At 68.8% G+C, this 22,750-nt stretch carries 21 protein-coding genes; 14 read left to right on the forward strand and 7 right to left on the reverse strand.

From position 1 onward, the window contains the following. Window positions 1-13: 13 nt before the first annotated feature. The 4 genes from BM013_RS32745 to BM013_RS32760 form a co-directional block, all read right to left on the reverse strand. Entirely contained in the window at window positions 14-991 is a 978-nt protein-coding gene (locus BM013_RS32745; protein WP_093132944.1) for a DMT family transporter, read from the reverse strand. Then, complete coding sequence (locus BM013_RS32750) at window positions 988-1,845, reverse strand: 3',5'-nucleoside bisphosphate phosphatase (protein ID WP_093132945.1); 858 nt, start codon at window positions 1,843-1,845, stop codon at window positions 988-990. Before BM013_RS32750 ends, BM013_RS32745 begins: the two co-directional genes overlap by 4 nt. A gap of 97 nt (window positions 1,846-1,942) precedes the next feature. Continuing rightward, window positions 1,943-2,989, reverse strand: coding sequence for a transporter (locus BM013_RS32755; protein ID WP_093132947.1), 1,047 nt, complete (start codon window positions 2,987-2,989; stop codon window positions 1,943-1,945). 10 nt (window positions 2,990-2,999) lie between these two features. Then, window positions 3,000-4,634, reverse strand: coding sequence for an inorganic phosphate transporter (locus BM013_RS32760; RefSeq protein WP_093132949.1), 1,635 nt, complete (start codon window positions 4,632-4,634; stop codon window positions 3,000-3,002). A 159-nt stretch (window positions 4,635-4,793) separates the two neighbouring features. Here BM013_RS32760 and ppk2 point away from each other — a divergent pair, with 159 nt between their 5' ends. The 10 genes from ppk2 to BM013_RS32810 all read left to right on the forward strand — a co-directional run bounded on the left by ppk2 (window position 4,794) and on the right by BM013_RS32810 (window position 15,609). Further along, complete coding sequence (ppk2, locus tag BM013_RS32765) at window positions 4,794-5,723, forward strand: polyphosphate kinase 2 (protein ID WP_177206771.1); 930 nt, start codon at window positions 4,794-4,796, stop codon at window positions 5,721-5,723. A gap of 77 nt (window positions 5,724-5,800) precedes the next feature. Then, window positions 5,801-6,844: an extracellular catalytic domain type 1 short-chain-length polyhydroxyalkanoate depolymerase gene (locus BM013_RS32770; protein WP_093132953.1), complete on the forward strand. Its 1,044-nt coding sequence runs from the start codon at window positions 5,801-5,803 to the stop codon at window positions 6,842-6,844. Between the two features lie 328 nt (window positions 6,845-7,172). Next, complete coding sequence (locus BM013_RS32775) at window positions 7,173-7,484, forward strand: nucleotide pyrophosphohydrolase (RefSeq protein ID WP_093132955.1); 312 nt, start codon at window positions 7,173-7,175, stop codon at window positions 7,482-7,484. A 128-nt stretch (window positions 7,485-7,612) separates the two neighbouring features. Next, on the forward strand, window positions 7,613-8,254 hold the full coding sequence (locus tag BM013_RS32780; RefSeq protein WP_093132957.1) for a hypothetical protein: 642 nt from the start codon (window positions 7,613-7,615) through the stop codon (window positions 8,252-8,254). A gap of 129 nt (window positions 8,255-8,383) precedes the next feature. Further along, on the forward strand, window positions 8,384-9,652 hold the full coding sequence (gene urtA / locus BM013_RS32785; protein WP_093132959.1) for an urea ABC transporter substrate-binding protein: 1,269 nt from the start codon (window positions 8,384-8,386) through the stop codon (window positions 9,650-9,652). Between the two features lie 199 nt (window positions 9,653-9,851). After that, the gene (gene urtB / locus BM013_RS32790; protein WP_093132961.1) at window positions 9,852-11,399 is read left to right on the forward strand and encodes an urea ABC transporter permease subunit UrtB; all 1,548 of its coding nucleotides are present in this window, start codon (window positions 9,852-9,854) and stop codon (window positions 11,397-11,399) included. Next, complete coding sequence (gene urtC / locus BM013_RS32795; RefSeq protein WP_093132963.1) at window positions 11,396-12,631, forward strand: urea ABC transporter permease subunit UrtC; 1,236 nt, start codon at window positions 11,396-11,398, stop codon at window positions 12,629-12,631. Before urtB ends, urtC begins: the two co-directional genes overlap by 4 nt. Continuing rightward, window positions 12,628-13,506, forward strand: coding sequence for an urea ABC transporter ATP-binding protein UrtD (gene urtD / locus BM013_RS32800; RefSeq protein WP_093132965.1), 879 nt, complete (start codon window positions 12,628-12,630; stop codon window positions 13,504-13,506). Before urtC ends, urtD begins: the two co-directional genes overlap by 4 nt. Before the next feature lie 12 nt (window positions 13,507-13,518). Continuing rightward, entirely contained in the window at window positions 13,519-14,211 is a 693-nt protein-coding gene (gene urtE, locus BM013_RS32805; protein ID WP_093132967.1) for an urea ABC transporter ATP-binding subunit UrtE, read from the forward strand. 132 nt (window positions 14,212-14,343) lie between these two features. After that, the gene (locus BM013_RS32810; protein WP_093132969.1) at window positions 14,344-15,609 is read left to right on the forward strand and encodes an MFS transporter; all 1,266 of its coding nucleotides are present in this window, start codon (window positions 14,344-14,346) and stop codon (window positions 15,607-15,609) included. A 25-nt stretch (window positions 15,610-15,634) separates the two neighbouring features. Here the strand turns inward: BM013_RS32810 and BM013_RS32815 are convergent, their stop codons facing one another. Genes BM013_RS32815 through BM013_RS41445 form a run of 3 tightly spaced genes read right to left on the reverse strand, consistent with a single transcriptional unit; the run spans window position 15,635 to window position 17,047 of the window. Next, the gene (locus BM013_RS32815; RefSeq protein ID WP_093132971.1) at window positions 15,635-16,306 is read right to left on the reverse strand and encodes an anti-sigma factor family protein; all 672 of its coding nucleotides are present in this window, start codon (window positions 16,304-16,306) and stop codon (window positions 15,635-15,637) included. Next, entirely contained in the window at window positions 16,293-16,889 is a 597-nt protein-coding gene (locus tag BM013_RS32820; protein WP_256220270.1) for a sigma-70 family RNA polymerase sigma factor, read from the reverse strand. The genes BM013_RS32815 and BM013_RS32820 overlap by 14 nt, the downstream gene beginning before the upstream one ends. Next, window positions 16,886-17,047 (reverse strand): hypothetical protein, encoded by a 162-nt coding sequence (locus BM013_RS41445; RefSeq protein ID WP_177206770.1) that lies wholly within the window; start codon window positions 17,045-17,047, stop codon window positions 16,886-16,888. Before BM013_RS41445 ends, BM013_RS32820 begins: the two co-directional genes overlap by 4 nt. On the opposite strand from BM013_RS41445, the gene BM013_RS32825 reads away from it, so the two are divergent. The 4 genes from BM013_RS32825 to BM013_RS32840 all read left to right on the forward strand — a co-directional run bounded on the left by BM013_RS32825 (window position 17,037) and on the right by BM013_RS32840 (window position 22,748). Continuing rightward, window positions 17,037-18,347 (forward strand): YVTN family beta-propeller repeat protein, encoded by a 1,311-nt coding sequence (locus BM013_RS32825; protein ID WP_093132973.1) that lies wholly within the window; start codon window positions 17,037-17,039, stop codon window positions 18,345-18,347. The genes BM013_RS41445 and BM013_RS32825 overlap by 11 nt on opposite strands. Before the next feature lie 76 nt (window positions 18,348-18,423). Further along, complete coding sequence (locus tag BM013_RS32830) at window positions 18,424-19,971, forward strand: alkaline phosphatase D family protein (RefSeq protein ID WP_093132975.1); 1,548 nt, start codon at window positions 18,424-18,426, stop codon at window positions 19,969-19,971. Between the two features lie 100 nt (window positions 19,972-20,071). Beyond that, a complete protein-coding gene (locus BM013_RS32835; protein ID WP_093132977.1) occupies window positions 20,072-21,082 on the forward strand; it encodes an aldo/keto reductase in 1,011 nt (336 codons plus the stop codon). Window positions 21,083-21,251: 169 nt separating this feature from the next. Continuing rightward, window positions 21,252-22,748 carry an efflux transporter outer membrane subunit gene (locus BM013_RS32840; RefSeq protein WP_093132979.1) on the forward strand — a complete coding sequence of 499 codons (1,497 nt, stop codon included), beginning with the start codon at window positions 21,252-21,254 and terminating at the stop codon, window positions 22,746-22,748. Window positions 22,749-22,750 lie beyond the last annotated feature (2 nt).

The raw sequence follows: 22,750 nt of genomic DNA on the forward strand, positions 1-22,750 counted from the left end.
AGAGGTCTCCGGTTCAGGATTCGGCAGGTTCGATCGGCACGCGGCGCTCGCGCACCGTGAGCCACGCGCCCGCCGCGCCGCAGACCGCGATCATCGCCATGCCGATGAGCGAGAAGCGGTCGGGCACATGGGAAAAGATGAGCCAGCCGCCGAGCATGGCGAACGCGATCTGCGCATAAAGATAAGGGGTGAGCGTGGACGCCGGCGCGCGCTGGTAGGCCAGGATCAGCATGAAGTGTCCCACCGTTCCCATGAAACCCATGAGGCACAGCAGCGCCCACCATTCCCACGAGGGCAGGGCGGTCCACACGAAGGGCACGGCCACCGAGGCGATCAGCGTGCCGACCCAGCCCGTGTAGAAGTGCATGGTCAGCGGGTTCTCGGTCTGCGCCAGCTTGCTGGTGAGCACCTGGAACCACGCGTTGGTCAGCACCAGCCCCAGCGGCAGAAGAATGGCCCAGCTGAAGGCGCTGCCGCCCGGGCGCAGGATGACCAGCGTGCCCAGGAAGCCGCCCGCCACCAGCGACCAGCGCAACGGCGACACATGCTCCTTCAGTGTGGTGGCCGCCAGCAGCGTGATGACCAGCGGCGCGATCAGCACGATCGAGGTGAACTCGGCCAGCGGCATGTAGCGCAGGCTCAGGAACGCGAAGACGCTGGAGGCCAGCAGCAGCGCCCCGCGCAGCACCTGGTAGCGCGGATGCCGCGTGCGCAGCAGCGCGGTGCCGTGCAGCGGCAGCAGCACCAGCGTGGTGGCCACCGCCTGGAAGGCATAGCGGAACCACACGCCCATGAGAATGGGCACGCCCAGCGTGGAGTACTTGGTGGCGGTGTCGAGCGTGGCGAAGCAGCCCACGGCCAGCACCACGAGGCCGATGCCGGCCAGGATGCGCTCGGACTCGGCGCTGATGCTTTTTTGCGCCTGGGCGCGTGCATTGGCCAGCGCGGCGGCGGCCGCGTTGTCGGTGCCGGGCCCGGGGCTCTGGCTCACTGCTGGATGCGGTCGCCGAGCAGTTCCCACACCGGCGTGAGTGCGCCGGGCAATGGTGGCAACTTGCCGAGATCGCAATGGCTCTCGTCGGGGCTGTGGAAATCGCTGCCGCGCGAGGCGGCGAAATCGAACTCGAGCGCCTTGTCGGCGTATTCGACATATTCGGCCGGCGTGTGGCTGCCAGTGACGACCTCGATCGCCTGGCCGCCGTGCGCCTTGAATTCGAGGAACAGCGCGTATTCCTCGTTGGCCGTGAACTTGTAGCGGCCGGGGTGCGCGATCACCGCCATGCCCTTGGCGCCGGTGATCCAGCTGACGGCGTCCTTCAGCGTGGCCCAGCGGTGCGGCACGTAGCCGGGCTTGCCTTCGGTGAGGAACTTGCGGAACACCTCGGGCGTGTCGCGGCAGTGGCCCTGCTCGACGAGAAAGCGCGCGAAGTGCGTCCGAGAGATGAGTTCGGGGTTGCCCACGAAGCGCAGCGCGCCTTCGTAGGCGCCGTGGATGCCGACCTTGGCCAGCCCCTCGGACATTTCCTGCGCGCGCTTGCCGCGGCCGCCGCGCGTGTCGTACAGGCCCTGCGAGATGGCCGCGTCGTCGGGGTCGAAGCCCAGGCCGACGATGTGCACGGTTTCGTTCGCGAAGGTCACCGAGATCTCGGTGCCGGTGAGGTAGCGCATGCCGTTGGCGCGGGCCGCGGCAGCGGCGCGGTGCTGTCCGCCGACTTCGTCGTGGTCGGTGAGCGCCCAGAGCTCGACCCCGTTGGTGGCCGCGCGCGCGGCCAGTTCTTCGGGCGTCAGCGTGCCGTCGGAGACCACGGAGTGGCAGTGAAGATCGGCATTGAGGATGGAGGACACCCCTGCATTCTATGGGGTCTGGAACATCGATGCGGGCGCGTGGATGCTGTGCAATGCGCTACTAAATAAATAGCATTACTGCACCGCTGGACGCGGCTCAGCGCTTCTTGCGAAAAGCCGCCCAGGCCGCCACCGCGGTGAAGCTGGCGACGATCGCCACCACGATCCAGAAGCCGTGCTTGTGGTCGGCCAGCGGAATGCCGCCCACGTTCATGCCGAACAGGCCGGCCAGGATGTTGATCGGCAGCGCCAGCACCGTGACCACCGTCAGCACGAACAGGCTGCGGTTGTTGTCCTCGTTGACGTTGGCGGCAATTTCTTCCTGCAGCAGCTTGATGCGCTCCTGCAGCGCCTGCATGTCGCGCAGCACCACCGAGAACTCTTCCGTCGAGCCGCGCAGCTCCTGCACGTCGGGCTCGGCCATCCATGCCGGCGGGCCCTGCAGCAGGCGGAACAGCGCGGCCGGCTCGGGCGCCAGCAGGCGCTGCAGCCGCACCAGCAGCCGGCGCAGCACGCCCAGGCGCGCGCGCTTGTGGTCCAGCCGCCCGGCCAGCAGTTCGTCCTCGATGCGGTCGATGCGCGAGGTGACGCCGCGCACGATCTTCACCAGCACGTCGGCCTGCGCGCGCAGCAGGTGCTCCAGCAGTTCGGTGCTCGAGCGCGGCGCGTCGCCGGCCTTCACCGCGGTGCGCAGCGCGTCGACCGAGCGCAGCGGCTTGGTGCGCGCCGTGACCACCAGGCGCGGGCCCACGCTGATCCACAGCGTGGAAATGTCCGAGGGCTCGAAGCTGAACTCGAAGTGCACGTCGTTGATGACGGCGATCAGCGAGTCGTCCGCGCGCTCGATGCGCGTGGAGGGCAGGCCCTCGTGCAGCGTCTCGTAGAAGGTGTCCGACAGGTTCGCGTGCCGCAGCAGCCAGCGCTCCGCGTGCGCGTGGCTCAGGTTGAAGTGCAGCCAGACGTAGGCGGGGCTGTCCGCGGTGCACTCGATGTCGCGTTGCTCGGCCAGCCAGACGGCGGCCTGCGCCGAGTCGATGGCGCGCGCGGGCTCCGGCGCCGTGGCGTCGAACAGGTAGCCGGAGATCAGCCCGGCTTCGTCGCCGCCGTACGACTGGGCGGAGAGATCATGGAATGCCGACGACAAGGTGCGTGATTCAGAAAATGCGGGTGAAAAGCCAGTAGAGCGAGCCCGACAGCAGCATGGCCACCGGCAGCGTCAGCACCCAGGCCAGCGCGAGGTTGCGCAGCGTGGACATCTGCAGCCCCGAGCCGCTGGCCGTCATGGTGCCGGCCACGCCGGAAGACAGCACGTGCGTGGTCGACACCGGCAGGCCGTACATGTCGGCCGCGCCGATGGTGATCATGGCCACCACCTCGGCCGAGGCGCCCTGCGCGTAGCTCAGGTGCGTCTTGCCGATCTTCTCGCCCACGGTGACCACGATGCGCTTCCAGCCGATCATGGTGCCCAGGCCCAGCGCAATGGCCACCGCCACCTTGACCCACATCGGGATGAAGCGCGTGGCGCTGTCCAGCTCTTCGCGGAAGGCGCCCACGCGCATCCTGGTGTCGGCGTCGAACTTGGCGGCGCCGCTCTTGTCGAGGTGGCGAATGGCCTCGGAAGCCAGGTACATGTCGTTGCGCACGTTGGCCACGGATTCGGCCGGCACCGCGGCCAGCGAGCCGTGCTTGCGCACCTGCTCGCCGATGCTGCCGGCCGTGGCGGCCAGCGCGGGCACCACGGCGGGGGTGAACTCGCGGGTGCGCACATAGGTGGAGAGCGTGTCGCGCACGGCGTCAGGCTGCAGGGCGGGCAGCGACGTGGACACGCTGCGGGTCAGCGCGTTCTGCGCCATCTCGGCCACGGCCACGAACTTGACGGTTTCGTCGGCGGGCATCGCGCGGTTCAGCGCATAGGCCATCGGCACCGTGCCCACCAGGATCAGCATGATCAGGCCCATGCCCTTCTGGCCGTCGTTGGAACCGTGCGCGAACGACACGCCCGTGCACGTCAGGATCAGCAGGCCGCGGATCCACAGCGGCGGCGGCTCGCTGCCCTTGGGTTCCTCATACAGCGCGCGGTTCTTCACGAAGGCGCGCAGCGCCAGCAGCAGCAAGGCCGCGCAGCCGAAGCCGACCATCGGCGACAGCAGCAGCGAGTAGCCCACCTTGGTGGCCTGGGCCCAGTCGACACCGCTGGTGCCGTCGCGGCCATGCATCAGCGCATTCGCCACGCCCACGCCGATGATCGAGCCGATCAGCGTGTGCGACGACGACGCCGGCAGCCCCAGCCACCACGTCCCCAGGTTCCAGATGATGGCGGCGATCAGCAGCGCGAACACCATCGCGAAGCCCGCGCCCGAACCCACCTGCAGGATCAGCTCCACCGGCAGCAGCGCGATGATGCCGAAGGCCACCGCGCCGCTGGAGACCAGCACGCCCAGGAAGTTGAAGAAGCCCGACCACACCACCGCGAAGTTGGGCGGCAGCGAGTGCGTGTAGATGACGGTGGCCACCGCGTTGGCCGTGTCGTGGAAGCCGTTGACGAACTCGAAGCCCAGCGCAATCAGCAGCGCCACGCCCAGCAGGATGTAGGGCACCCACGTGTTGGTGGGCGCGCCCGAGGAGCTGACGTCGCCGACCAGGCTCCATGCGGTGAACAGCAGCCCCGCGGCCAACAGGCCCACGAAGGTGATCAGCGTGAGCGGACCGGGCTTGGCGTCGAGCTTGGGCCGGTGCGCGGCGCCGGGCGCCTGCGGCATCTCGGCTTTGGGGGCTGCGAGGGTGTTCATGGCGGCGGTTTTTTAAGCTGTTGGTATGCCGCGGATGGTGTTCCGGCTATATGACAACTTTGTGTCGGGGCCTGTAAAAGAGCGTTTGTCCGTCACGCCGTCGTCATATGGGCGGCGCAGCATGCTTTTTTCTTCGCCTTCACTTTCGAGCCTTCCATCATGCTGAACAGCGCCCTCCCGGACCACGAAGAACTGATGCAACGCATCGCCCGCGACCTGATCGACAGCTACGACGAAGAGCTCGAGCTGGAAATCGAAGACCGCAACATCGACGGACTCGACCCCTCGACCACCGCGGCCACCCTGGCCACCGAGAAGGCGGCGCGCCAGGCGTATTTCAAGGAACTGTTCCGCCTGCAGGGCGAGCTGGTGAAGCTGCAGGACTGGGTGCAGCACAGCAAGCAGAAGGTGGTCATTCTTTTCGAAGGCCGCGACGCGGCCGGCAAGGGCGGCGTCATCAAGCGCATCACCCAGCGGCTGAACCCGCGCGTGGCCCGCGTGGCCGCGCTGCCCGCGCCCAACGACCGCGAACGCACGCAGTGGTACTTCCAGCGCTATGCCGCGCACCTGCCGGCGGCCGGCGAGATGGTGCTGTTCGACCGCAGCTGGTACAACCGCGCCGGCGTCGAGCGCGTGATGGGCTTCTGTACCGACGACGAGTACGAGGAGTTCTTCCGCACCGTGCCCGAGTTCGAGAAGATGCTCGTGCGCTCGGGCATCAAGCTCATCAAGTACTGGTTCTCCATCACCGACGACGAGCAGCACATGCGCTTCCTGGGCCGCATCCACGACCCGCTGAAGCAGTGGAAGCTCAGCCCCATGGACCTCGAGAGCCGCCGCCGCTGGGAGGAATACACCAAGGCGAAGGAAATCATGCTCGAGCGCACCCACATCCCCGAGGCGCCGTGGTGGGTGGTGCAGGCCGTCGACAAGAAGAAGGCGCGCCTGAACTGCATCAGCCACCTGCTGGGCCAGATGCCCTACAACGAGGTGCCGCACCCGCCGATCGCGCTGCCCGAGCGCGAGCGCCATGCCGACTACCTGCGCCAGCCGGTGCCGGCCAGCATGATCGTTCCGGAAATCTACTGAGGCCGCGAACGGCGGGCTTGCCGCCGTTCTGCTGCTTTGTCGTTAGGCCGCCCGGCGCTTTGCCTTCAAACTGCGCCATGGCCCGTCGTTCCACCGCTTCCGTCTTCGCCCGCGCGTACCAGCGCAACCTGCGCGCGCTGACCAAGGTCACGCTGAGCAACAGCAAGCGCATCGCGGGCCAGGTGCAGCGCGCCGCGGCCAAGCGGCTCAAGCCGCCGCCCGGCAAGGGCGACTGGCTCAGCGGCATGGCCGTGGGTGCCGGCGGCGCGCGGGGCTATCACCTGTTCCGCCCGGCCGACCTGCAACTCGCGCCCGGCGAGAAGCTGCCGCTCATGGTCATGCTGCACGGCTGCGGCCAGACCGGGCGCGACTTTGCGGCCAGCACGCGCATGAACGCGCTGGCCGTGCGCCAGCGCTTCCTGGTGCTCTACCCCGAGCAGGACAGGCTCGCCCACCCCCAAGGCTGCTGGAACTGGTACGAGCGCCGCTCCGGCAAGGCCGACGCCGAGGCCGCGACGCTGATGGCCGCGGTCGACCAGGCCTGCATGCTGTACCCCGTCGACCGCGACCGCGTGGCGGTGGCGGGGCTGTCGGCGGGTGCCAGCATGGCTGCCTTGCTGGCCACGCGCTACCCGAACCGCTTTCGTGCCGTCGTCATGCATTCGGGCGTGGCGCCCGGCGCGGCCAAGTCGTCGGCCACCGCGCTCGGCGCCATGCGCGGCAAGAACGTGCCGCCCATGCCCACCACCGCGGTCGGCAAGGCGATGGGCGCCGCGGCCGTCTTCGCCACCTTGCCGCCGATGCTGGTTCTGCACGGCGACGCCGATGCCGTGGTGGCGCCGAGCAATGCCGTCAGCAGCGCGGCCGTGTGGGCCACGGCCCTCGGCGCGCGGCCCGGCATGCCGCGCGCCATGCAGCGCGGCAAGCGCCGCGCGATGCAGGTGACCGACTTCAAGCGCAAGGGCCGCACGCTGGTCACGCTGTGCGAAATCGCGGGGCTCGGGCACTCGTGGAGCGGCGGCGCGGCCAAGCTGCTGTTCAGCGACCCCGAGGGCCCTGACGCCACGCGCATGGCATGGGCCTTTGCCAGCACGCAGTTCAAGGCGGCGGCCAAGGCCTGAGGAACCGAAGACGGGGCGCTATGCCGCGACGCGTCGCGCGCGGCGGCCCGCCACGCAACGGGCGCCATGCCTTTCTCGCGCTTGAAGGCCTTGCTGAACGCCGCCTCCGACGCACAGCTCACCGCGCCGGCGATCGCGTCCAAGGCCGCATTGCCCTGGCCGAGCATGTTGCCGAAGCGGCGCTGGTCGTCGCGTTGCGCCATTGGCGTGGCCGCCGGCCGGCGCCAGTCCAGGCCTGACGACTTGCCCAATCTGGGCATGGGCATGCCCAGATTGGGCTTCTTCCAGAAGGCCGTGCCACACTCGCCGCCCCAACGACAGGTGTGCCATGGAATCCGATCTGACTTCGCTCACTCAAGCCCTGCGCGACTTCGCCCGGGCCCGCAACTGGGAGCAGTTCCACTCCCCCAAGAACCTCGCCGCGGCGCTCTCGGTCGAGGCCGCCGAGCTGCTCGAGCACTTCCAGTGGCTCACCGAGGCGCAGAGCCGCGCGCTGCCGGCCGACAAGCGCGCCGAGATCGGCACCGAGATCGCCGACGTGTTCCTCTACCTGCTCCAGCTGGCCGACAAGCTCGGCATCGACGTGGTCGAGGCGGCGAGAAGCAAGATGGTTCTCAACGCAAAAAAGTACCCCGTCTGATACCGGCGTCGCGTCGGGGTGTCCTTTGGGTATCGAATAGCGATCCTTTCCTGATTGGCCGGCCCTCGGCTGCGCGCGCTCACTAGCCTGCGCGGTTCCTACACAAGAACCTTCAGGAGGGACTTCGAATGCAACGTCTTGCGACCCTGGCAGCCGCGCTGCTGCTCACCGTGGGCGCGGCCTGCGCCGACGTGCTGCCGGTCAACCAGCAACCGATGTACGGCGACACCGAGAAGGCCGCGGCGTTGCAGAGCGCGGACGACAAATTCGTTGCCGGCATCGAAAAGCAGGGGCTCTCGCGCGCCGACGCATCCAGGCATGCGGTCAAGGCGGGCTGGGGCTATTGGGCGCGCCGCGATCTCGGCACGGCCATGTCGCGCTTCAACCAGGCCTGGCTGCTCGACCCCGAGAACGGGGACGCGTACCACGGCTTCGCCCTCGTCACGTCCATGCGCGGTGGCGCGCCGGCCGAGGTGGAGCGGTATTTCCGCCTCGCCACGTCCAGGCCGGGCGTCGCCGCCGAGGCCCATGTGGACTACGGCCGTTTCCTGTGGACGCAGAAGCGGCTCGACGACAGCCTGGCGCAACTGGACACGGCGCTCAAGGTGTCGTTCACCGCGCGCAACGCCCGCGCCCAGATGGCGTTCGTCCACTACCTGAAGGAAGACTTCGCACCCGCCTGCACCTGGGCGAAGGGCGCCAGGGTCAACAACGACGAGCTCGAGCCGGGTTTCCTCGAAGACATGTGCCGGCGTGCGGGCACGCCGTGAAGTTCCGCTGAGTACCTTCCGTGTACGCCACCCGGCGTATTTCACCTTTCTGGTGCGTTGCGCAGACTCCTCCCCACGCCAGCCAGACGCTGGCGACCCCGTTCAACCCACCCCGGAGCAGGAGTCCACATGCAACGTCGTTTCACACTCAAGGCGCTCACCGCCGCCGTCGCGCTGGCCAGCATTTCTGCTGCCCCCGCATTCGCCGCCGACACCATCAAGGTCGGCGTGCTGCACTCCCTGTCGGGCACGATGGCCATCTCGGAAACCGTGTTGAAGGACACGGTGCTCATGGCCATCGAAGACATCAACAAGAAGGGCGGCGTGCTGGGCAAGCAGCTCGAGCCCGTGATCGTCGACCCGGCCTCCAACTGGCCCCTGTTCGCCGAGAAGACCAAGCAGCTGCTCGGCCAGGACAAGGTCTCGGTGATCTTCGGCTGCTGGACCTCGGTGTCGCGCAAGTCGGTGCTGCCGGTGGTCGAGGAAATGAACGGCCTGCTGTTCTACCCCGTGCAGTACGAAGGTGAAGAGCTCTCCAAGAACGTGTTCTACACGGGCGCCGCGCCCAACCAGCAAGCCATTCCGGCCGTCGACTACCTCATGAGCAAAGAGGGCGGCGGCGCCAAGCGCTGGGTGCTGCTGGGCACCGACTACGTGTACCCCCGCACCACCAACAAGATCCTGCGCGCCTACCTGAAGAGCAAGGGCGTGAAGGACACCGACATCGACGAGAAGTACACCCCCTTCGGTCACAGCGACTACCAGACCATCGTCGCCGACATCAAGAAGTTCTCGGCCGGCGGCAAGACGGCCGTGGTGTCGACCATCAACGGCGACTCCAACGTGCCCTTCTACAAGGAACTGGGCAACGCCGGCCTGAAGGCCAAGGACGTGCCGGTTGTCGCCTTCTCGGTGGGCGAGGAAGAACTGCGCGGCGTGGACACCAAGCCGCTGGTGGGCCACCTGGCCGCATGGAACTACTTCATGTCGATCAAGAACCCGACCAACACGGCCTTCATCAAGCAGTGGAGCGACTACGCCAAGGCGAAGAACATCGCCGGCCACAAGGACAAGCCGCTCACCAACGACCCGATGGAAGCCACCTGGATCGGCATCCACATGTGGAAGCAGGCCGTGGAGAAGGCCAAGTCGACCGACACCGACAAGGTGATCGCCGCCATGGCCGGCCAGACCTTCACGGCGCCCTCGGGCATCGTGTCGAAGATGGACGAGAAGAACCACCACCTGCACAAGAGCGTGTTCATCGGCGAGATCAAGGCCGACGGCCAGTTCAACGTGGTGTGGAAGACGCCGGGCCCGGTGAAGGCCAAGCCGTGGAGCCCGTACATCGAAGGCAACGACAAGAAGCCGGATCAGCCTGCTGGCAAGTCGATGTAACTCTCGGAAATCCTCTCCCTCTTGCTCCCTCTCCCCTTGGGGAGAGGGCTGGGGTGAGGGGGCAACGGCGGTCGATATGGTCGCCGTGTTTGCTGGACGGCCGCCGGCCCTCACCCCAACCCTCTCCCCCCGCCGGGGGAGAGGGGGCAACACGAATCTCACCATGCTTCGACGAACCCTTCACTGCGCCTTCGCCGCCATGCTGCTCATGGCATCGGCCGCCCACGCGCTGACCGCCGACGAAGCCCGGGCCATCGCCTCCGGCGAGTCCGAAGCCCGCATCGCCGCGCTCAACAAGGCCGTGCTCACGGCCGACGACAAGACCGCCGCCTTCATCCAGGCCATGTCCGACGACGCGGTCAAGTACGCCGAGGACAAGGTCTTCGTGATGAAGGACGACAAGGGCTTCGACCCCGTCACCGGCGCCGAGCTGAAAGTGCCCGACACCGCCGAAGACGTCGTCAACAACAACCTCATGCGCGGCGCGCTCGATGCCGCGCAGGCCGCGCTCAAGCTCTCCAGCAAGGACGACGCGGTGCGCGCCGAAGCCGCGCAGGCGCTCTTCAAGGAGCCCGACGAATCTCGCGTGTCCATGGTCGAGAAGGCGCTGGCCGCCGAGACCAATCCGAAGATCAAGGCGCAGCTCGAACTGGTGCGCGCCGCCAGCATGCTCACGAGCGCCGACAAGGCCAAGCGCCTGACGGCCGCCAGGGAACTGGGCAACAACCGCAACCCCGACACCAAGCTGCTGCTCAACCAGCGGCTGGCCGACGAGACCGACGCCGACGTGAAGGCGGCCATCGTCGCCTCGGTTGCCAGCATCGACGGCGCGCTGGTCTGGGGCGATCGCATCAACGCCGTGTTCAGCGGCATCAGCCTGGGCTCGGTGCTGCTGCTGGCCGCGCTCGGCCTGGCCATCACCTACGGGCTGATGGGCGTCATCAACATGGCGCACGGCGAGCTGATGATGATCGGCGCTTACGCCACCTACGTGATGCAGGGCGTCTTCCAGAGGTACTTTCCCGAGTCGATGTTCGGCTGGTACCTGGTCGCCGCCATTCCCGTGTCGTTCCTGGCGTCGGCGCTGGTCGGCGCCGTGCTCGAGCGCGGCGTGATCCGCTTCCTGTACGGCCGCCCGCTCGAGACGCTGCTCGCCACCTGGGGCATCAGCCTGATGCTGCAGCAGCTGGTGCGCTCGATCTTCGGCGCGCAGAACGTCGGCGTGGAAAACCCCGGCTGGATGAGCGGCGGCTTCACCATGCTGAGCAACGTCACGCTGCCGTGGAACCGCATCGGCATCATCGTGTTCGCGGTGCTGGTGCTGCTGGCCATGGGCTGGCTCATCGGCCGCACGCGGCTGGGCCTGTTCGTGCGCGGCGTCACGCAGAACCGGCCGATTGCTTCGTGCATGGGCGTGAACACCGCGCGCATCGACACCTACGCCTTCGCGCTCGGCTCCGGCATCGCGGGCCTCGCGGGTTGCGCGCTGAGCCAGATCGGCAACGTCGGCCCCGACCTGGGCCAGAGCTACATCGTCGACAGCTTCATGGTGGTCGTGATGGGCGGCGTGGGCCAGCTCGCGGGCACCGTGTACGCGGCGCTGGGGCTGGGCATTCTCAACAAGTTCATCGAAGGCTGGGCGGGCGCGGTGCTCGCGAAGATCGCGGTGCTTGTTTTCATCATCATCTTCATCCAGAAGCGCCCGCAAGGCATCTTCGCGATGAAGGGCCGGAGTGCAGAGGCATGAGCAAGGTCACATTGCCAACCAAGGGCCCGCTGCTGAGCGGCAAGGGCTGGACGGCCTTCTTCGTCGCATTGATCGTCGTGTGCGCCGTGGCGCCGGTGCTCAACATCGTGGTGCCGGTCGACAGCCCGCTGCACATGAGCGACTACGCCGTGGCGCTGGTCGGCAAGATCATGTGCTACGCCATCTGCGCGCTGGCCATGGACCTGATCTGGGGCTACACCGGCATCCTGTCGCTGGGCCACGGCCTGTTCTTCGCGCTGGGCGGCTACATGATGGGCATGTACCTCATGCGCCAGATCGGGCGCGACGGCAACTACAAGAGCGACCTGCCCGACTTCATGGTGTTCCTCGACTGGAAGGAATTGCCCTGGCACTGGACCTTCAGCGGCAGCTTCGTCATGACGCTGGTGATGATTGTTGCGGTGCCCGGCCTCATCGCCTTCGTGTTCGGCTTCTTCGCCTTCCGCTCGCGCATCAAGGGCGTGTACTTCTCGATCATCACGCAGGCCATGACCTTCGCGGCCATGCTGCTGTTCTTCCGCAACGAGACAGGCTTCGGCGGCAACAACGGCTTCACCGACTTCAAGCGCATCCTGAACATTCCCATTGCCACGCAAGAGATGCGCATGACGCTGTTCGCGCTCACGGGCCTCACGCTGCTGGGCTTCTTCCTGTTCGCCAAGTGGCTCATCGGCAGCAAGTTCGGCCGCGTGCTGCAGGCCATCCGCGACGCGGAAACGCGCGTGATGTTCTCGGGCTACAACCCGCTGCCGTACAAGCTCACGATCTGGGTCATCTCCGCCGTCATGTGCGGCGTGGCCGGCGCGCTGTACGTGCCGCAGGTGGGCATCATCAACCCGGGCGAGATGAGCGCGGCCAACTCCATCGAGATCGCCATCTGGGCGGCGGTGGGCGGACGCGCCACGCTGATCGGGCCGATCATCGGCGCCTTCATCGTCAACGGCGCCAAGAGCTGGCTCACCGTGGCCTACCCCGAGTACTGGCTGTACTTCCTGGGCGCTCTGTTCATTGCTGTCACGCTGTTCCTGCCGAACGGCATCGTGGGCCTGGTGCGCAAGTGGCTGTCGAGGGAGAAGGCCCCCGTGGTTGGCGCGGCCGCCGTGAGCGACGCACGGGAAGAAGCCCAGCGCTCCCTGGCCGCCGAGCAGGGCATGGCGCCGGAAACGCTGCATGCGCCGCTGGGCGCCGAAGTGAAGGGAGCACGCGCATGACGCCCGACCTGATGGAAGCCGGTGCCGAGCGCGCCGCGCGTGCCCACGGCATGCCCTACGACAGCGGCAGCACCGAGTCGGGCGGCCGCGCCGCCGACTTCGGCCGGCATGTCACGCCGGGTGAGGTCGACGTCACGCACGGGCGCATCCTGTACCTGGAAGACGTGAGCGTGAGCTTCGACGGCTTCAAGGCGATCAACAAGCTCTCGCTGGACATCGCGCCCGGCGAGCTGCGCTGCATCATCGGGCCCAACGGCGCGGGCAAGACGACCATGATGGACATCATCACCGGCAAGACCCGGCCCGACTCGGGCACCGTGTTCTTCGGCAGCACCATCGACCTGCTGCGCCACCGCGAGGCCGACATCGCGCAGCTGGGCATCGGGCGCAAGTTCCAGAAGCCGACGGTGTTCGAGCACCTCACCGTGTTCGAGAACCTCGAGCTCGCGCTGAAGACCGACAAGGGCGTGCGCGCGTCGATGCTGTTCAGGCTCGACTCCGCGCAGAGCGACCGGCTGGCCGAGGTGCTGCAAACCATTCACCTGGCCGACAGCGTCTCGCGCCTGGCGGGCAACCTGAGCCACGGCCAGAAGCAGTGGCTCGAGATCGGCATGCTGCTCATGCAGGACCCGAAGCTGCTGCTGCTCGACGAGCCCGTGGCCGGCATGACCGACGAGGAAACGGCGCGCACGGCCGAGCTGTTCCTCACGCTCAAGGGCAAGCATTCATTGATGGTGGTGGAGCACGACATGAGCTTCATCCGCACCATCTCCGAGATCGTCACCGTGCTGTGCGACGGCTCGGTGCTGGCGCAAGGCACGCTCGACGAAGTGCAGGCCGACGAGCGCGTGATCGAGGTCTACCTGGGCCGCTGAGGAACCGAAGCCATGCTGACAGTCAAGAACATCCACCAGTACTACGGCGGCTCGCACATCCTGCGGGACGTGAGCTTCGAGGCGAAGCTGGGCAAGGTCACCGTGCTGCTGGGCCGCAACGGCGTGGGCAAGACCACGCTGCTGAAGTCGCTCATGGGGCTGGTGCCCATCAAGAGCGGCAGCATCGAGCTCGAGGGCAAGCCCATCCAGAAGGCGACGCCCTACGACCGGGCGAGGGCGGGCATCGGCTTCGTGCCGCAGGGCCGCGAGATCTTCGCGCGGCTCACGGTCGAGGAAAACCTGCGCATGGGCCTGGCCTACAAGAGCGGCAGCACGCCCATTCCAGCGGAGCTGTACGAGCTGTTCCCCGTGCTCAAGCAGATGATCAACCGCCGCGGCGGCGACCTGTCCGGCGGGCAGCAGCAGCAGCTTGCCATTGCGCGGGCGCTGGCGCCCAAGCCGCGGCTGCTGATCCTCGACGAGCCCACCGAAGGCATCCAGCCGAGCATCATCAAGGACATCGGCCGCGTCATCCGCATGCTGGCCGACCGCGGCGACATGGCCATCGTGCTGTGCGAGCAGTACTACGACTTTGCCCAGGAACTGGCCGACGACTACCTCGTGATGGAGCGCGGCGAGGTCATTGCGCGCGGCCTGGGCAAGGACATGGAAGCGCAGGGCGTGCGCCAGCTGGTGGCCATCTGAGGGCCCGCGCCGGGCTGTCCTTGCCAAGCCGGTACCAATCCCCCGGCAAATCCGTATCGGCAGAAATTCAGGGTTTACCCTAAAATCCGGGGTCTGCCCGCGGCCGCCGGGCACCTTCCCAGGAGCCTGGCCTTGAACGCCTCCCCACCCGCGCTGGACAGCGTGGACACCGACCTTTCCGTTTCCGCGCCGTCGCCGTCGCCATCCTCTTCCGCCGAACCCGTCAACTTCCTGCGCGCCGTGCTCGCGCTGGGCGTCGGCGGCTTCGCCATCGGCACGGGCGAATTCGTCATCATGGGCCTGCTGCCCGAAGTGGCGAAGGACATCGACGTGAGCATTCCGCAGGCCGGCCACGTCATCAGCGCCTATGCGCTGGGCGTGGTCATCGGCGCGCCGGTGCTGGCGGTGCTGGCCGCCGGCTGGCGCCGCCGCGCGCTGCTGATCGCACTCATGGCGGTGTTTGCCGCGGGCAACTTCGCCAGCGCCGCGGCCCCCACCTACCTGCTGCTCAACCTGCTGCGCTTTGCCACCGGCCTGCCGCACGGCACCTACTTCGGGGTGGCCGCGCTCGTGGCCGCCACGCTCGCGCCACCGGGCCGGCGCGCGCGGGCCGTGGGGCTCGTCATGCTGGGGCTCACCGGCGCCACCTTGGTGGGCGTGCCCATTGCCGCATGGCTGGGCCAGCTCTTCGGCTGGCGCGCGGCCTTCGTGTTCGTGGGCGTCATCGCGCTGGTGGCCATCGTGCTGCTGCGCCGCGATGTTCCCGACCTGGCCGCGCCCGCCGGCGCCAGCCCCTGGCGCGAGCTGGGCGCGCTCAAGCGCAAGCAGGTGTGGTTCACGCTGGGCATCGGCGCCATCGGCTTCGGCGGCATGTTCTCGGTGTTCAGCTACATCAAGCCCACGCTGATCGAAGTGGCCGGCCTGCCGCTGGGCGGCGTGCCGCTTGTGCTCGCGCTGTTCGGCCTGGGCATGGTCACGGGCAACCTGGTCGGCGCGCGGCTGGCCGACAAGTCGCTCATGCGCACCATCGGCGGCCTGCTGGTCTATGCGGCGGTGGTGCTCGCGCTGTTCACCTTCGCGGCGCACAACGTGTACACCGCGGCGTTCAACGTGTTCCTCATCGGCACCACCGTGGCCATCGGCCCGGCGCTGCAGATCCGCCTGATGGACGTGGCCGGCGACGCGCAGACGCTCGCCGCCGCGCTCAACCATTCGGCCTTCAACATGGCCAACGCGCTCGGCGCCTGGCTGGGCGGCGTGGCGATTGCGGCCGGACTGGGCTGGACGTCGACCGGCTGGGTCGGCGCCTTGCTGGCGCTGGCCGGCATGGGCGTGTTCGGCTGGGCCGTGGCGAGCGCGCGCGCCGACGCTCGGCAGCCGGCGGCCGTCGCCTGCTGAATCTGAAAAACAGGCTGAAGACAGTTCAGGGCGCGCGCGGCGCGGTGCGCTCGCGCAGCAGCAGCGCGAAGTTGTGCAGCTCCGCCGCATTCAGGTCCGACACGGCCCACACCTGCATGCCACCCTGCGCCCAGTGCGCCAGCTGGTAGCCCTGGCGCGTGGAGAACGCAGGTGCCAGCACTTTCCCCTCGGCCGCGGGCCACACGAACAGGTTGATCACGTGCGGCCCCGCGCGGTACACCAGTGCCGCCACGGTGCGCCCGTCGAGGTAGTCGAGCCGCCCGCCCGCCAGCGGAAAACCTTCCGCGGCCAGGTCGACCACGGGCGGTGAAAAGTCCAGCTTGCCCGCGAACCACGGCTTCACCGTGTGCTGGTCGGTGGAGGCCACATCGGCCAGGTGCGAGGCCATCAATGAACGCACATGGTTGGCCGTGACCGCTTCGGCGAGCGCGTCAGTGGGCGGCAACGGCGTGGCCAGCAACACCAGCGCAAGGCCCCAGGCCGTGGCGGCGCCCGTGCCGAACCAGGCCAGCGAGGGCCACCATCCACGGCGCTTCGGTGCCGTAGCAGACACAGGCGCCGCGACCGCCTCGGCGCGCAACGCCCGCCCGATGCGCTGCGCCAGCCCGCCCGGCGGCGCATGCCGCGCGGCCTGCCGACGGATCAGCATGCCCAGTTCGTCGTCAGACATGGCCATGGTGCGTTCTTCCTCCTTCGTCTGCCTCACCACCGGGGCGCTCGTCGCGCAGGCTCTCGCGCAGCAACGCCCGCGCGCGCGACAGCCGCGACATCACCGTGCCCAGCGGCACGCCGGCGATGCGCGCGATGTCCTCGTAGCGCATTTCTTCCAGCTCGCGCAGCACGATCACCTCGCGGTACACCGCCGGCAGCGCGTCGATCGCGGCGTTGATGCGCTCGCCCTGCGCGCGCTGTTCCCATTGCCGCGCCGGGTCGCCGCGCTCGGGCGAGGCCGCAAAAGCCGAAAAGGCCGCGGCCTCGCTGTCGCGCAGCTCGTCGAACTCGACCTGGTCCGCCAGCTGCCGGTTCTGCCGCATCCAGTCGTAGCAGGCGTTGCGCACGATGCCCAGCAGCCACGGCCGCGCGCTCTCGCCGCGCAGCCCGTCGAAGAACCGGAACGCGCGCAGGTAGGCCTCCTGCACGGCGTCGTCGGCCAGCTGGTCGTCGCGCAGCAGCCAGCGCGCAAGATTCCAGGCCGCATCGAGATGCGGCAATGCAACGGCTTCGAACTGGCGTGTGCGGTCGGTCGTCAACAGGCTCAATGCGCTCCTTCTTCCTGCATGACGGATGGGCGCGGCGCTTTATTCCCGCTTTTTTTACGACCCGCGTGGAATAAGCCGGGCATGCCATGCGTCATGCCCTCTGCGGATTCTGCGTCTTTCGGCTTTTTTCCACAGGAGGTTTCCACCATGATCGCCATGCCCGGCTTTGCGCGCATCCTCGTCGTCCTGACGGCTCTCGCAGCCTGTGCCGCTCCAGCTCTGGCGGCAGGCCCCAAGGCCTACGTCGGCAATTTCAAGGACAGCACCGTCAGCGTGATCGACACCGGCACCGAGCGCGTCGTCGCCACCGTGCCGGTGGCGGCCGGGCCGGACGGCATCGTCGTCGCGCCGGGCGGGCGCAGCGTGTTCGTCAGCGGCTCCGGCGCGTCGGCCGTGAGCGAGATCGACGCCGCCACCGACCGCGTCACGCGCAGCATCGACGTGGGCAAGGGCCCGCAGGGCCTGGCCATGACGGCCGACGGCAAGTGGCTGCTGGTGGCCGTGAACGGCGACGACCGCGTGGCCTTCGTCGACACCACGGCGCACGGCGTGAGCGCCAGCGTGGCGGTGCCCAAGCCGCACACCATCGCCATCCGGCCCGACGGCCGGCAGGCCTACGTCGCCTCGCAGGAGCCCGGCCACTTCGCGCTGGTGGTGATCGACATGGCAACGCGCGCCGTGGTCAGCGAGATCGCGCTGGACAAGCCGCCGCGCGACCTGGAGTTCGGCCACGACGGCAAGGCGCTGTACCTCACGCTGGCCGGGCTGCCCGCGGTGCAGGTGCTCGACCCCGCCACCAACCAGTGGGCCGCGCCCATTCCCACGGGCGTGTCGCCCCACATCGCGCAGCACTTCGCCGGCATGGCCAGCGGCGTGGTGGTGGTGCAGGGGCCCGGCGAGGTGATGCTGTTCGACCCCGTCGCGCACGCGTCGGTGCGCAGCATCGGCGTGGGCAAGCAGCCGCATTGGCTGGACCTGTCGGCCGACGGCAAGAAGCTCTGGGTGAGCAACGAAGGCTCCAACGACGTGAGCGTGGTCGACCTGGCCGGCGGGCCGATGCACACGGTGGCGGTGGGCAACGCGCCGCGCAAGATCGCGGTGCAGCGCGCGGCCTTGGTACCCGTGGCGCACGCCGCGGGCTCCGTGCATGTTGGAAGCTCCGCGCCCGCTGAAGGCTCCGTGCACGCTGCAGGCTCCGCCCACGTCGCCATACGGAACTTCGCCTTCGAGCCCGCGCAGATCACCGTCAACGTCGGCCAGAGCCTGACCTGGCAGAACGACGACGGTGCCCCGCACGGCGTGGTCTTCAAGGACGGCACCACCGGCATCGACCTGCTGCTGCCCGGCAAGAGCTTCGCGCGCACCTTCGACAAGCCGGGCGTGTACGCGTACGCCTGCTCGGTGCATCCGTACATGACGGCGCGGGTCACGGTGGTGGCGTCGCAGGCGAAGTCTTGAACGCCTTGGGTTGACAGCTGCAAGGGAAGCCAACGACAGTGCCGCGGATGAGCATCGACCCCGTCCCGGCACGCGAATGAGCGCGCCCCCGTTCTCGCGCCGGCGCCTGCTGTGCGGTGGCCTGGCCGCCGCTTCGCTGGGCCATCCCTTCCTGCGGCTGCATGCGCAGGCCATGTCGCGCGAGCTGTTCACGCTGGGCGTGGCCTCGGGCGCGCCACGGCCCGACGGCGTCGTGCTGTGGACGCGGCTCGCGCCCGATCCGCTGCAGGGCGGCGGCATGGGCGATGCGCCGGTCGAGGTGCGCTGGGAGGTGGCGCAGGACGAGGCCTTCCAGCGCATCGTGGCAAAGGGCAAGGCCACGGCGCAGGCCGAGCTCGCGCACTCGGTGCATGTCGAGGTGAAGGGGCTCTCGCCGGGCCGCCCGTACTGGTACCGCTTCACCGCCGATGGCGTGCTCAGCCCGGCCGGCCGCACGCGCACCGCGCCCGCCGACACCGATGAAGGTTCGCAGCCCGTGCGCTTCGCCTTCGCGTCCTGCCAGCAGTACGAGCAGGGCTACTTCGCCGCCTACCGCGACATGGCCGCGCAGCCGCTCGACTTCGTCGTGCACCTGGGCGACTACATCTACGAAAGCTCCTGGGGCTCGCGCCACGTGCGGCGCCACCAGGGCGGCATTCCCACGCAGCTGGCCGGGTTTCGCGACCGCTACGCGCTGTACAAGACCGACCCGCACCTGCAGGCCGCGCACGCCGCCTTCCCCTGGCTCGTGACCTGGGACGACCACGAGGTGGCCAACGACTACACCGGCGACGTGTCGCCGCGCACCGCCGACCCGGCGCAGTTCCTCGCCATCCGCGCGGCCGCCTACCAGGCCTGGTACGAGCACATGCCGGTGCCCGCCAGCATGCGCCCGCGCGGCGCGGGCGCCACCATCCACGGCAGCCACCGCTTCGGCCGCATGCTCGACGTGCTGCTGACCGACGGGCGCCAATACCGTTCGCACCACGCCTGCCTGGCCGGTCGCAGCGCCTCGCCGCTGGCCGACTGCCCCGACCGGCTCGCGCCCGAGCGCAGCTTCTTCGGCGTGGCGCAAGAGGCCTGGCTGGCGCGCGAGCTTGCCGCGCCGCCCGCGCGCTGGACCGTGCTCGCGCAGCCCACGCTGCTGGCCGAGGCCGACCGCAAGCGCGGCGCCGAGCACGGCTACTGGATGGATGGCTGGGACGGCTACGCCGCCGCGCGCACGCGCCTGTTCGACGGCCTGGCCGCGCACCGGGCGAACGGCGGCAACGCCATCGTCGTGAGCGGCGACGTGCATGCCTTCTGGGCCGCGGACCTGCGCCGCGACGGGCAGGCGCCGGCCGTCGCAACCGAATTCGTCGGTGGTGCCATCACCTCCGAAGGGCCGAGCGCCGCCAACGTGGCGAACATGCTCGCGAAGAACCCGCACCTGCGCTACGGCCGCGGCGACAAGCGCGGCTATGCGCTCGTGACGCTCGATGCGCGCGGCGCCGCGGTCGAGTTCCGCGCGGTCGACGACGAGAAGCAGGCCGACTCGGGCGTGCAGCCCATGGTGCGCTTCGGCGTCGAGCGCGGCGCGCCCGGCGTGCATCCGCAGAACACCTGAATCGTCCGCTCGCCTGCAGGAATGCACGGGCGTGTCTATGATGGCCGCCGCCTTTGCCTTCCTTCTTTCTTCCTGACCTCCTGTCCAGAGCGAGAACACCATGAGCATTCCCACCACCCGTCTCGGCCGCACCGGCCTCACCGTGTCGCGGCTTGCGCTCGGCACCATGACCTTCGGCCTGCAGACCGACGAGGCGGTGTCGCACCAGATCCTCGACAAGGCGGCCGAGGGCGGCATCAACTTCCTCGACACCGCCGACGTGTACCCGCTGGGCGGCACGGTCGAGACCACCGGCCGCACCGAAGAGATCATCGGCCGCTGGCTGCAGAAGCAGGGCGCCGCGGGGCGCCGCCGTTTCGTCGTCGCGACCAAGGCGGTCGGCAAGGTCGGCCCCAACAGCTGGGACCAGGGCGCGTCGCGCAAGCACCTGCTGGACGCCATCGACGCGTCGCTCAAGCGCCTGCAGACGGACCACGTCGACCTGTACCAGCTGCACAGCGACGACCGCGAGACGCCGCTCGAAGAGAGCCTGGAGGCGCTCGACGTCATCGTGAAGTCGGGGCGCGCGCGCTACATCGGCGTGTCGAACTTCCTGGCCTACCGCCTGGCGCGCGCGCTGGGAAAGTCGGAGCTGCACAAGCTCACGCGCTATGTGTCGGTGCAGCCGCGCTACAGCCTGCTGTTCCGCGAGATCGAGCGCGAACTGCTGCCGCTGGCGGGCGAAGAAGGCCTGGGCGTGATTCCCTACAACCCGCTCGCGGGCGGCCTGCTGACCGGCAAGTACAAGCCCGGCGGCAAGCCCGAGGAGAACACCCGCTTCACGCTGGGCACGGCCGGCAACATGTACCAGGACAGGTACTGGAACGAGCGCAGCTTCAACACCGTGACCCAGCTGCACAAGCTGGCGGACGAGGCCGGCGTGCCGCTGGCGACCTTGGCCGTGGCATGGGTGATGGCGAACCCGCTGATCACAGCGCCGCTGCTGGGTGCGAGCCGGCCCGATCAGCTGGATGCGACCTTGGCCGCGGCGGAATACAAGATCGATCCGGCGCTGAAGCAGAAGCTGGATGAGCTGACGGCTGAATACCGCAAGGGCGACGCGCCGCGCTGAGTTGTGTTTCTCCTTCCCCTCCCGGGGGAAGGCCGGGATGGGGGCAGGCCTCCGCACAAGCGCCGCGCTTCTTCGAGCGCCGCCGAGGAGGCAGTCAAACCGAAACTGTCAGAACTGTCAGTTAACCGACAGCGAGGGGTTTGACGGGGCTTCTTAGAGTGGCCTCACCATGGTTCTCCCCGTCGCCCCACCTCTTTCGCGCGCGGCCCTCGCGCTGGCTGTCCTGCTCCTCGCGGGCTGCGCCGTCGGTCCCGACTACGTCCGCCCGCAGATGGACGTGCCGGTCGCCTTCAAGGAAACCGCAGGCCCCTGGAAGACCGCTGCGCCGCAGACCATCGACGCCGACCACCCCTGGTGGGACGCCTACGGCGACAGCACGCTCAACGCGCTGATCGCGCAGGCCAACACCGCCAACCAGAACATCCGCGTCGCCGAAGCCCAGTACCGCGAGGCGCAGGCCATCACCGCGGCGGCGCGCGCCAATTTCTACCCCACCATCGGCCTCAACGCCGGCGCCGCACGCGCGCAGACCAACAGCACCGGCACGGTCAAGCGCGGCACCACCGACACCCTGGGCCTGGCCGCCAGCTGGGAGCCCGACATCTGGGGCGCCGTGCGGCGTTCGGTCGAGGCGGGCAACGCCAGCGCGCAGGCCAGCGCCGACGACCTCGCGGGTGCGCGCCTGAGCATCCAGACCACGCTCGCGCAGGACTACCTGCAGATCCGCGTCATCGACCTCGAGCGCGAGCTGTACGCCAGCACCACCGCCGCCTACGCCAAGGCGTTCGAACTCACGCAGCACCAGTACGCCGCCGGCACCGTGCTGCGCTCCGATGTGGCGCTGGCCGAAAGCCAGCTCAGGACGGCGCAGGCGCAAGCAGTCGATCTCGAGGCGCAGCGCGCGCAACTCGAGCACGCCATCGCGGTGCTGACGGGGCAGGCGCCCGCGTCGTTCTCGCTGTCGCCGCTCGAAGCGCCGTCGCAACCGCCGACCGCCGACACGCTGTCTTCCGCCGCGGCCGTGCACCTGCAACTGCCGGTCACGCCCGCCGGCCTGCCGTCGGCCTTGCTCGAGCGCCGCCCCGACATCGCCGGTGCCGAGCGCCGCGTGCAGGCCGCCAACGCCAACATCGGCGTGGCCAAGGCCGCGTACTTTCCGCAGATCGTGCTCAGCGCGAGCGGCGGCTTCAGCGCGGCCAGCCTGGCCACGCTGTTCAACACGCCCAGCCGCGTGTGGTCGCTGGGCGCGGCGCTGGCACAGACCGTGTTCGACGGCGGCCTGCGCAAGGCGCACACCGACCAGGCCGTGGCCGCCTACGACGCTTCGGTGGCGCAATACAAGCAGACCGTGCTGGGCGGCTTCCAGCAGGTCGAAGACAACCTTGCCACGCTGCGCGTGCTCGACAGCGAATCGGCCCTGCAGGCCGACGCCGTGCGCGCCGCGCAGCTCGCCGAGCGGCTGGCGCTGAGCCAGTACCGCGCCGGCACCGCCACCTACCTCGGCGTGGTCACGGCGCAGACGCTCTCGCTCACCAACCAGCGCACCGCCGCACAGGTGCTGGGCCGCCAGCTGGCCGCCAGCGTGTCGCTGATCGCGGCCACGGGCGGCGGCTGGAGCGCAACGGACACCGTGGCCGACGCCACGGCAAAGACTTCCCGGAATTGATG

This window comes from Variovorax sp. OK605 (assembly GCF_900115445.1).
Lineage (GTDB): Bacteria > Pseudomonadota > Gammaproteobacteria > Burkholderiales > Burkholderiaceae_C > Variovorax.

Coding starts and splice junctions, on each gene's coding strand:
- BM013_RS32830 (WP_093132975.1), top strand. CDS start 18,424: ATGAGCGCGCCCCCGTTCTCGCGCCGGCGCCTGCTGTGCGGTGGCCTG.
- BM013_RS32770 (WP_093132953.1), top strand. CDS start 5,801: ATGGCCCGTCGTTCCACCGCTTCCGTCTTCGCCCGCGCGTACCAGCGC.
- BM013_RS32775 (WP_093132955.1), top strand. CDS start 7,173: ATGGAATCCGATCTGACTTCGCTCACTCAAGCCCTGCGCGACTTCGCC.
- BM013_RS32825 (WP_093132973.1), top strand. CDS start 17,037: ATGATCGCCATGCCCGGCTTTGCGCGCATCCTCGTCGTCCTGACGGCT.
- urtB (WP_093132961.1), top strand. CDS start 9,852: ATGCTGCTCATGGCATCGGCCGCCCACGCGCTGACCGCCGACGAAGCC.
- urtD (WP_093132965.1), top strand. CDS start 12,628: ATGACGCCCGACCTGATGGAAGCCGGTGCCGAGCGCGCCGCGCGTGCC.
- BM013_RS32780 (WP_093132957.1), top strand. CDS start 7,613: ATGCAACGTCTTGCGACCCTGGCAGCCGCGCTGCTGCTCACCGTGGGC.
- urtE (WP_093132967.1), top strand. CDS start 13,519: ATGCTGACAGTCAAGAACATCCACCAGTACTACGGCGGCTCGCACATC.
- ppk2 (WP_177206771.1), top strand. CDS start 4,794: ATGCTGAACAGCGCCCTCCCGGACCACGAAGAACTGATGCAACGCATC.
- BM013_RS41445 (WP_177206770.1), bottom strand. CDS start 17,047: ATGGCGATCATGGTGGAAACCTCCTGTGGAAAAAAGCCGAAAGACGCA.
- BM013_RS32840 (WP_093132979.1), top strand. CDS start 21,252: ATGGTTCTCCCCGTCGCCCCACCTCTTTCGCGCGCGGCCCTCGCGCTG.
- urtC (WP_093132963.1), top strand. CDS start 11,396: ATGAGCAAGGTCACATTGCCAACCAAGGGCCCGCTGCTGAGCGGCAAG.
- BM013_RS32760 (WP_093132949.1), bottom strand. CDS start 4,634: ATGAACACCCTCGCAGCCCCCAAAGCCGAGATGCCGCAGGCGCCCGGC.
- BM013_RS32835 (WP_093132977.1), top strand. CDS start 20,072: ATGAGCATTCCCACCACCCGTCTCGGCCGCACCGGCCTCACCGTGTCG.
- urtA (WP_093132959.1), top strand. CDS start 8,384: ATGCAACGTCGTTTCACACTCAAGGCGCTCACCGCCGCCGTCGCGCTG.
- BM013_RS32815 (WP_093132971.1), bottom strand. CDS start 16,306: ATGGCCATGTCTGACGACGAACTGGGCATGCTGATCCGTCGGCAGGCC.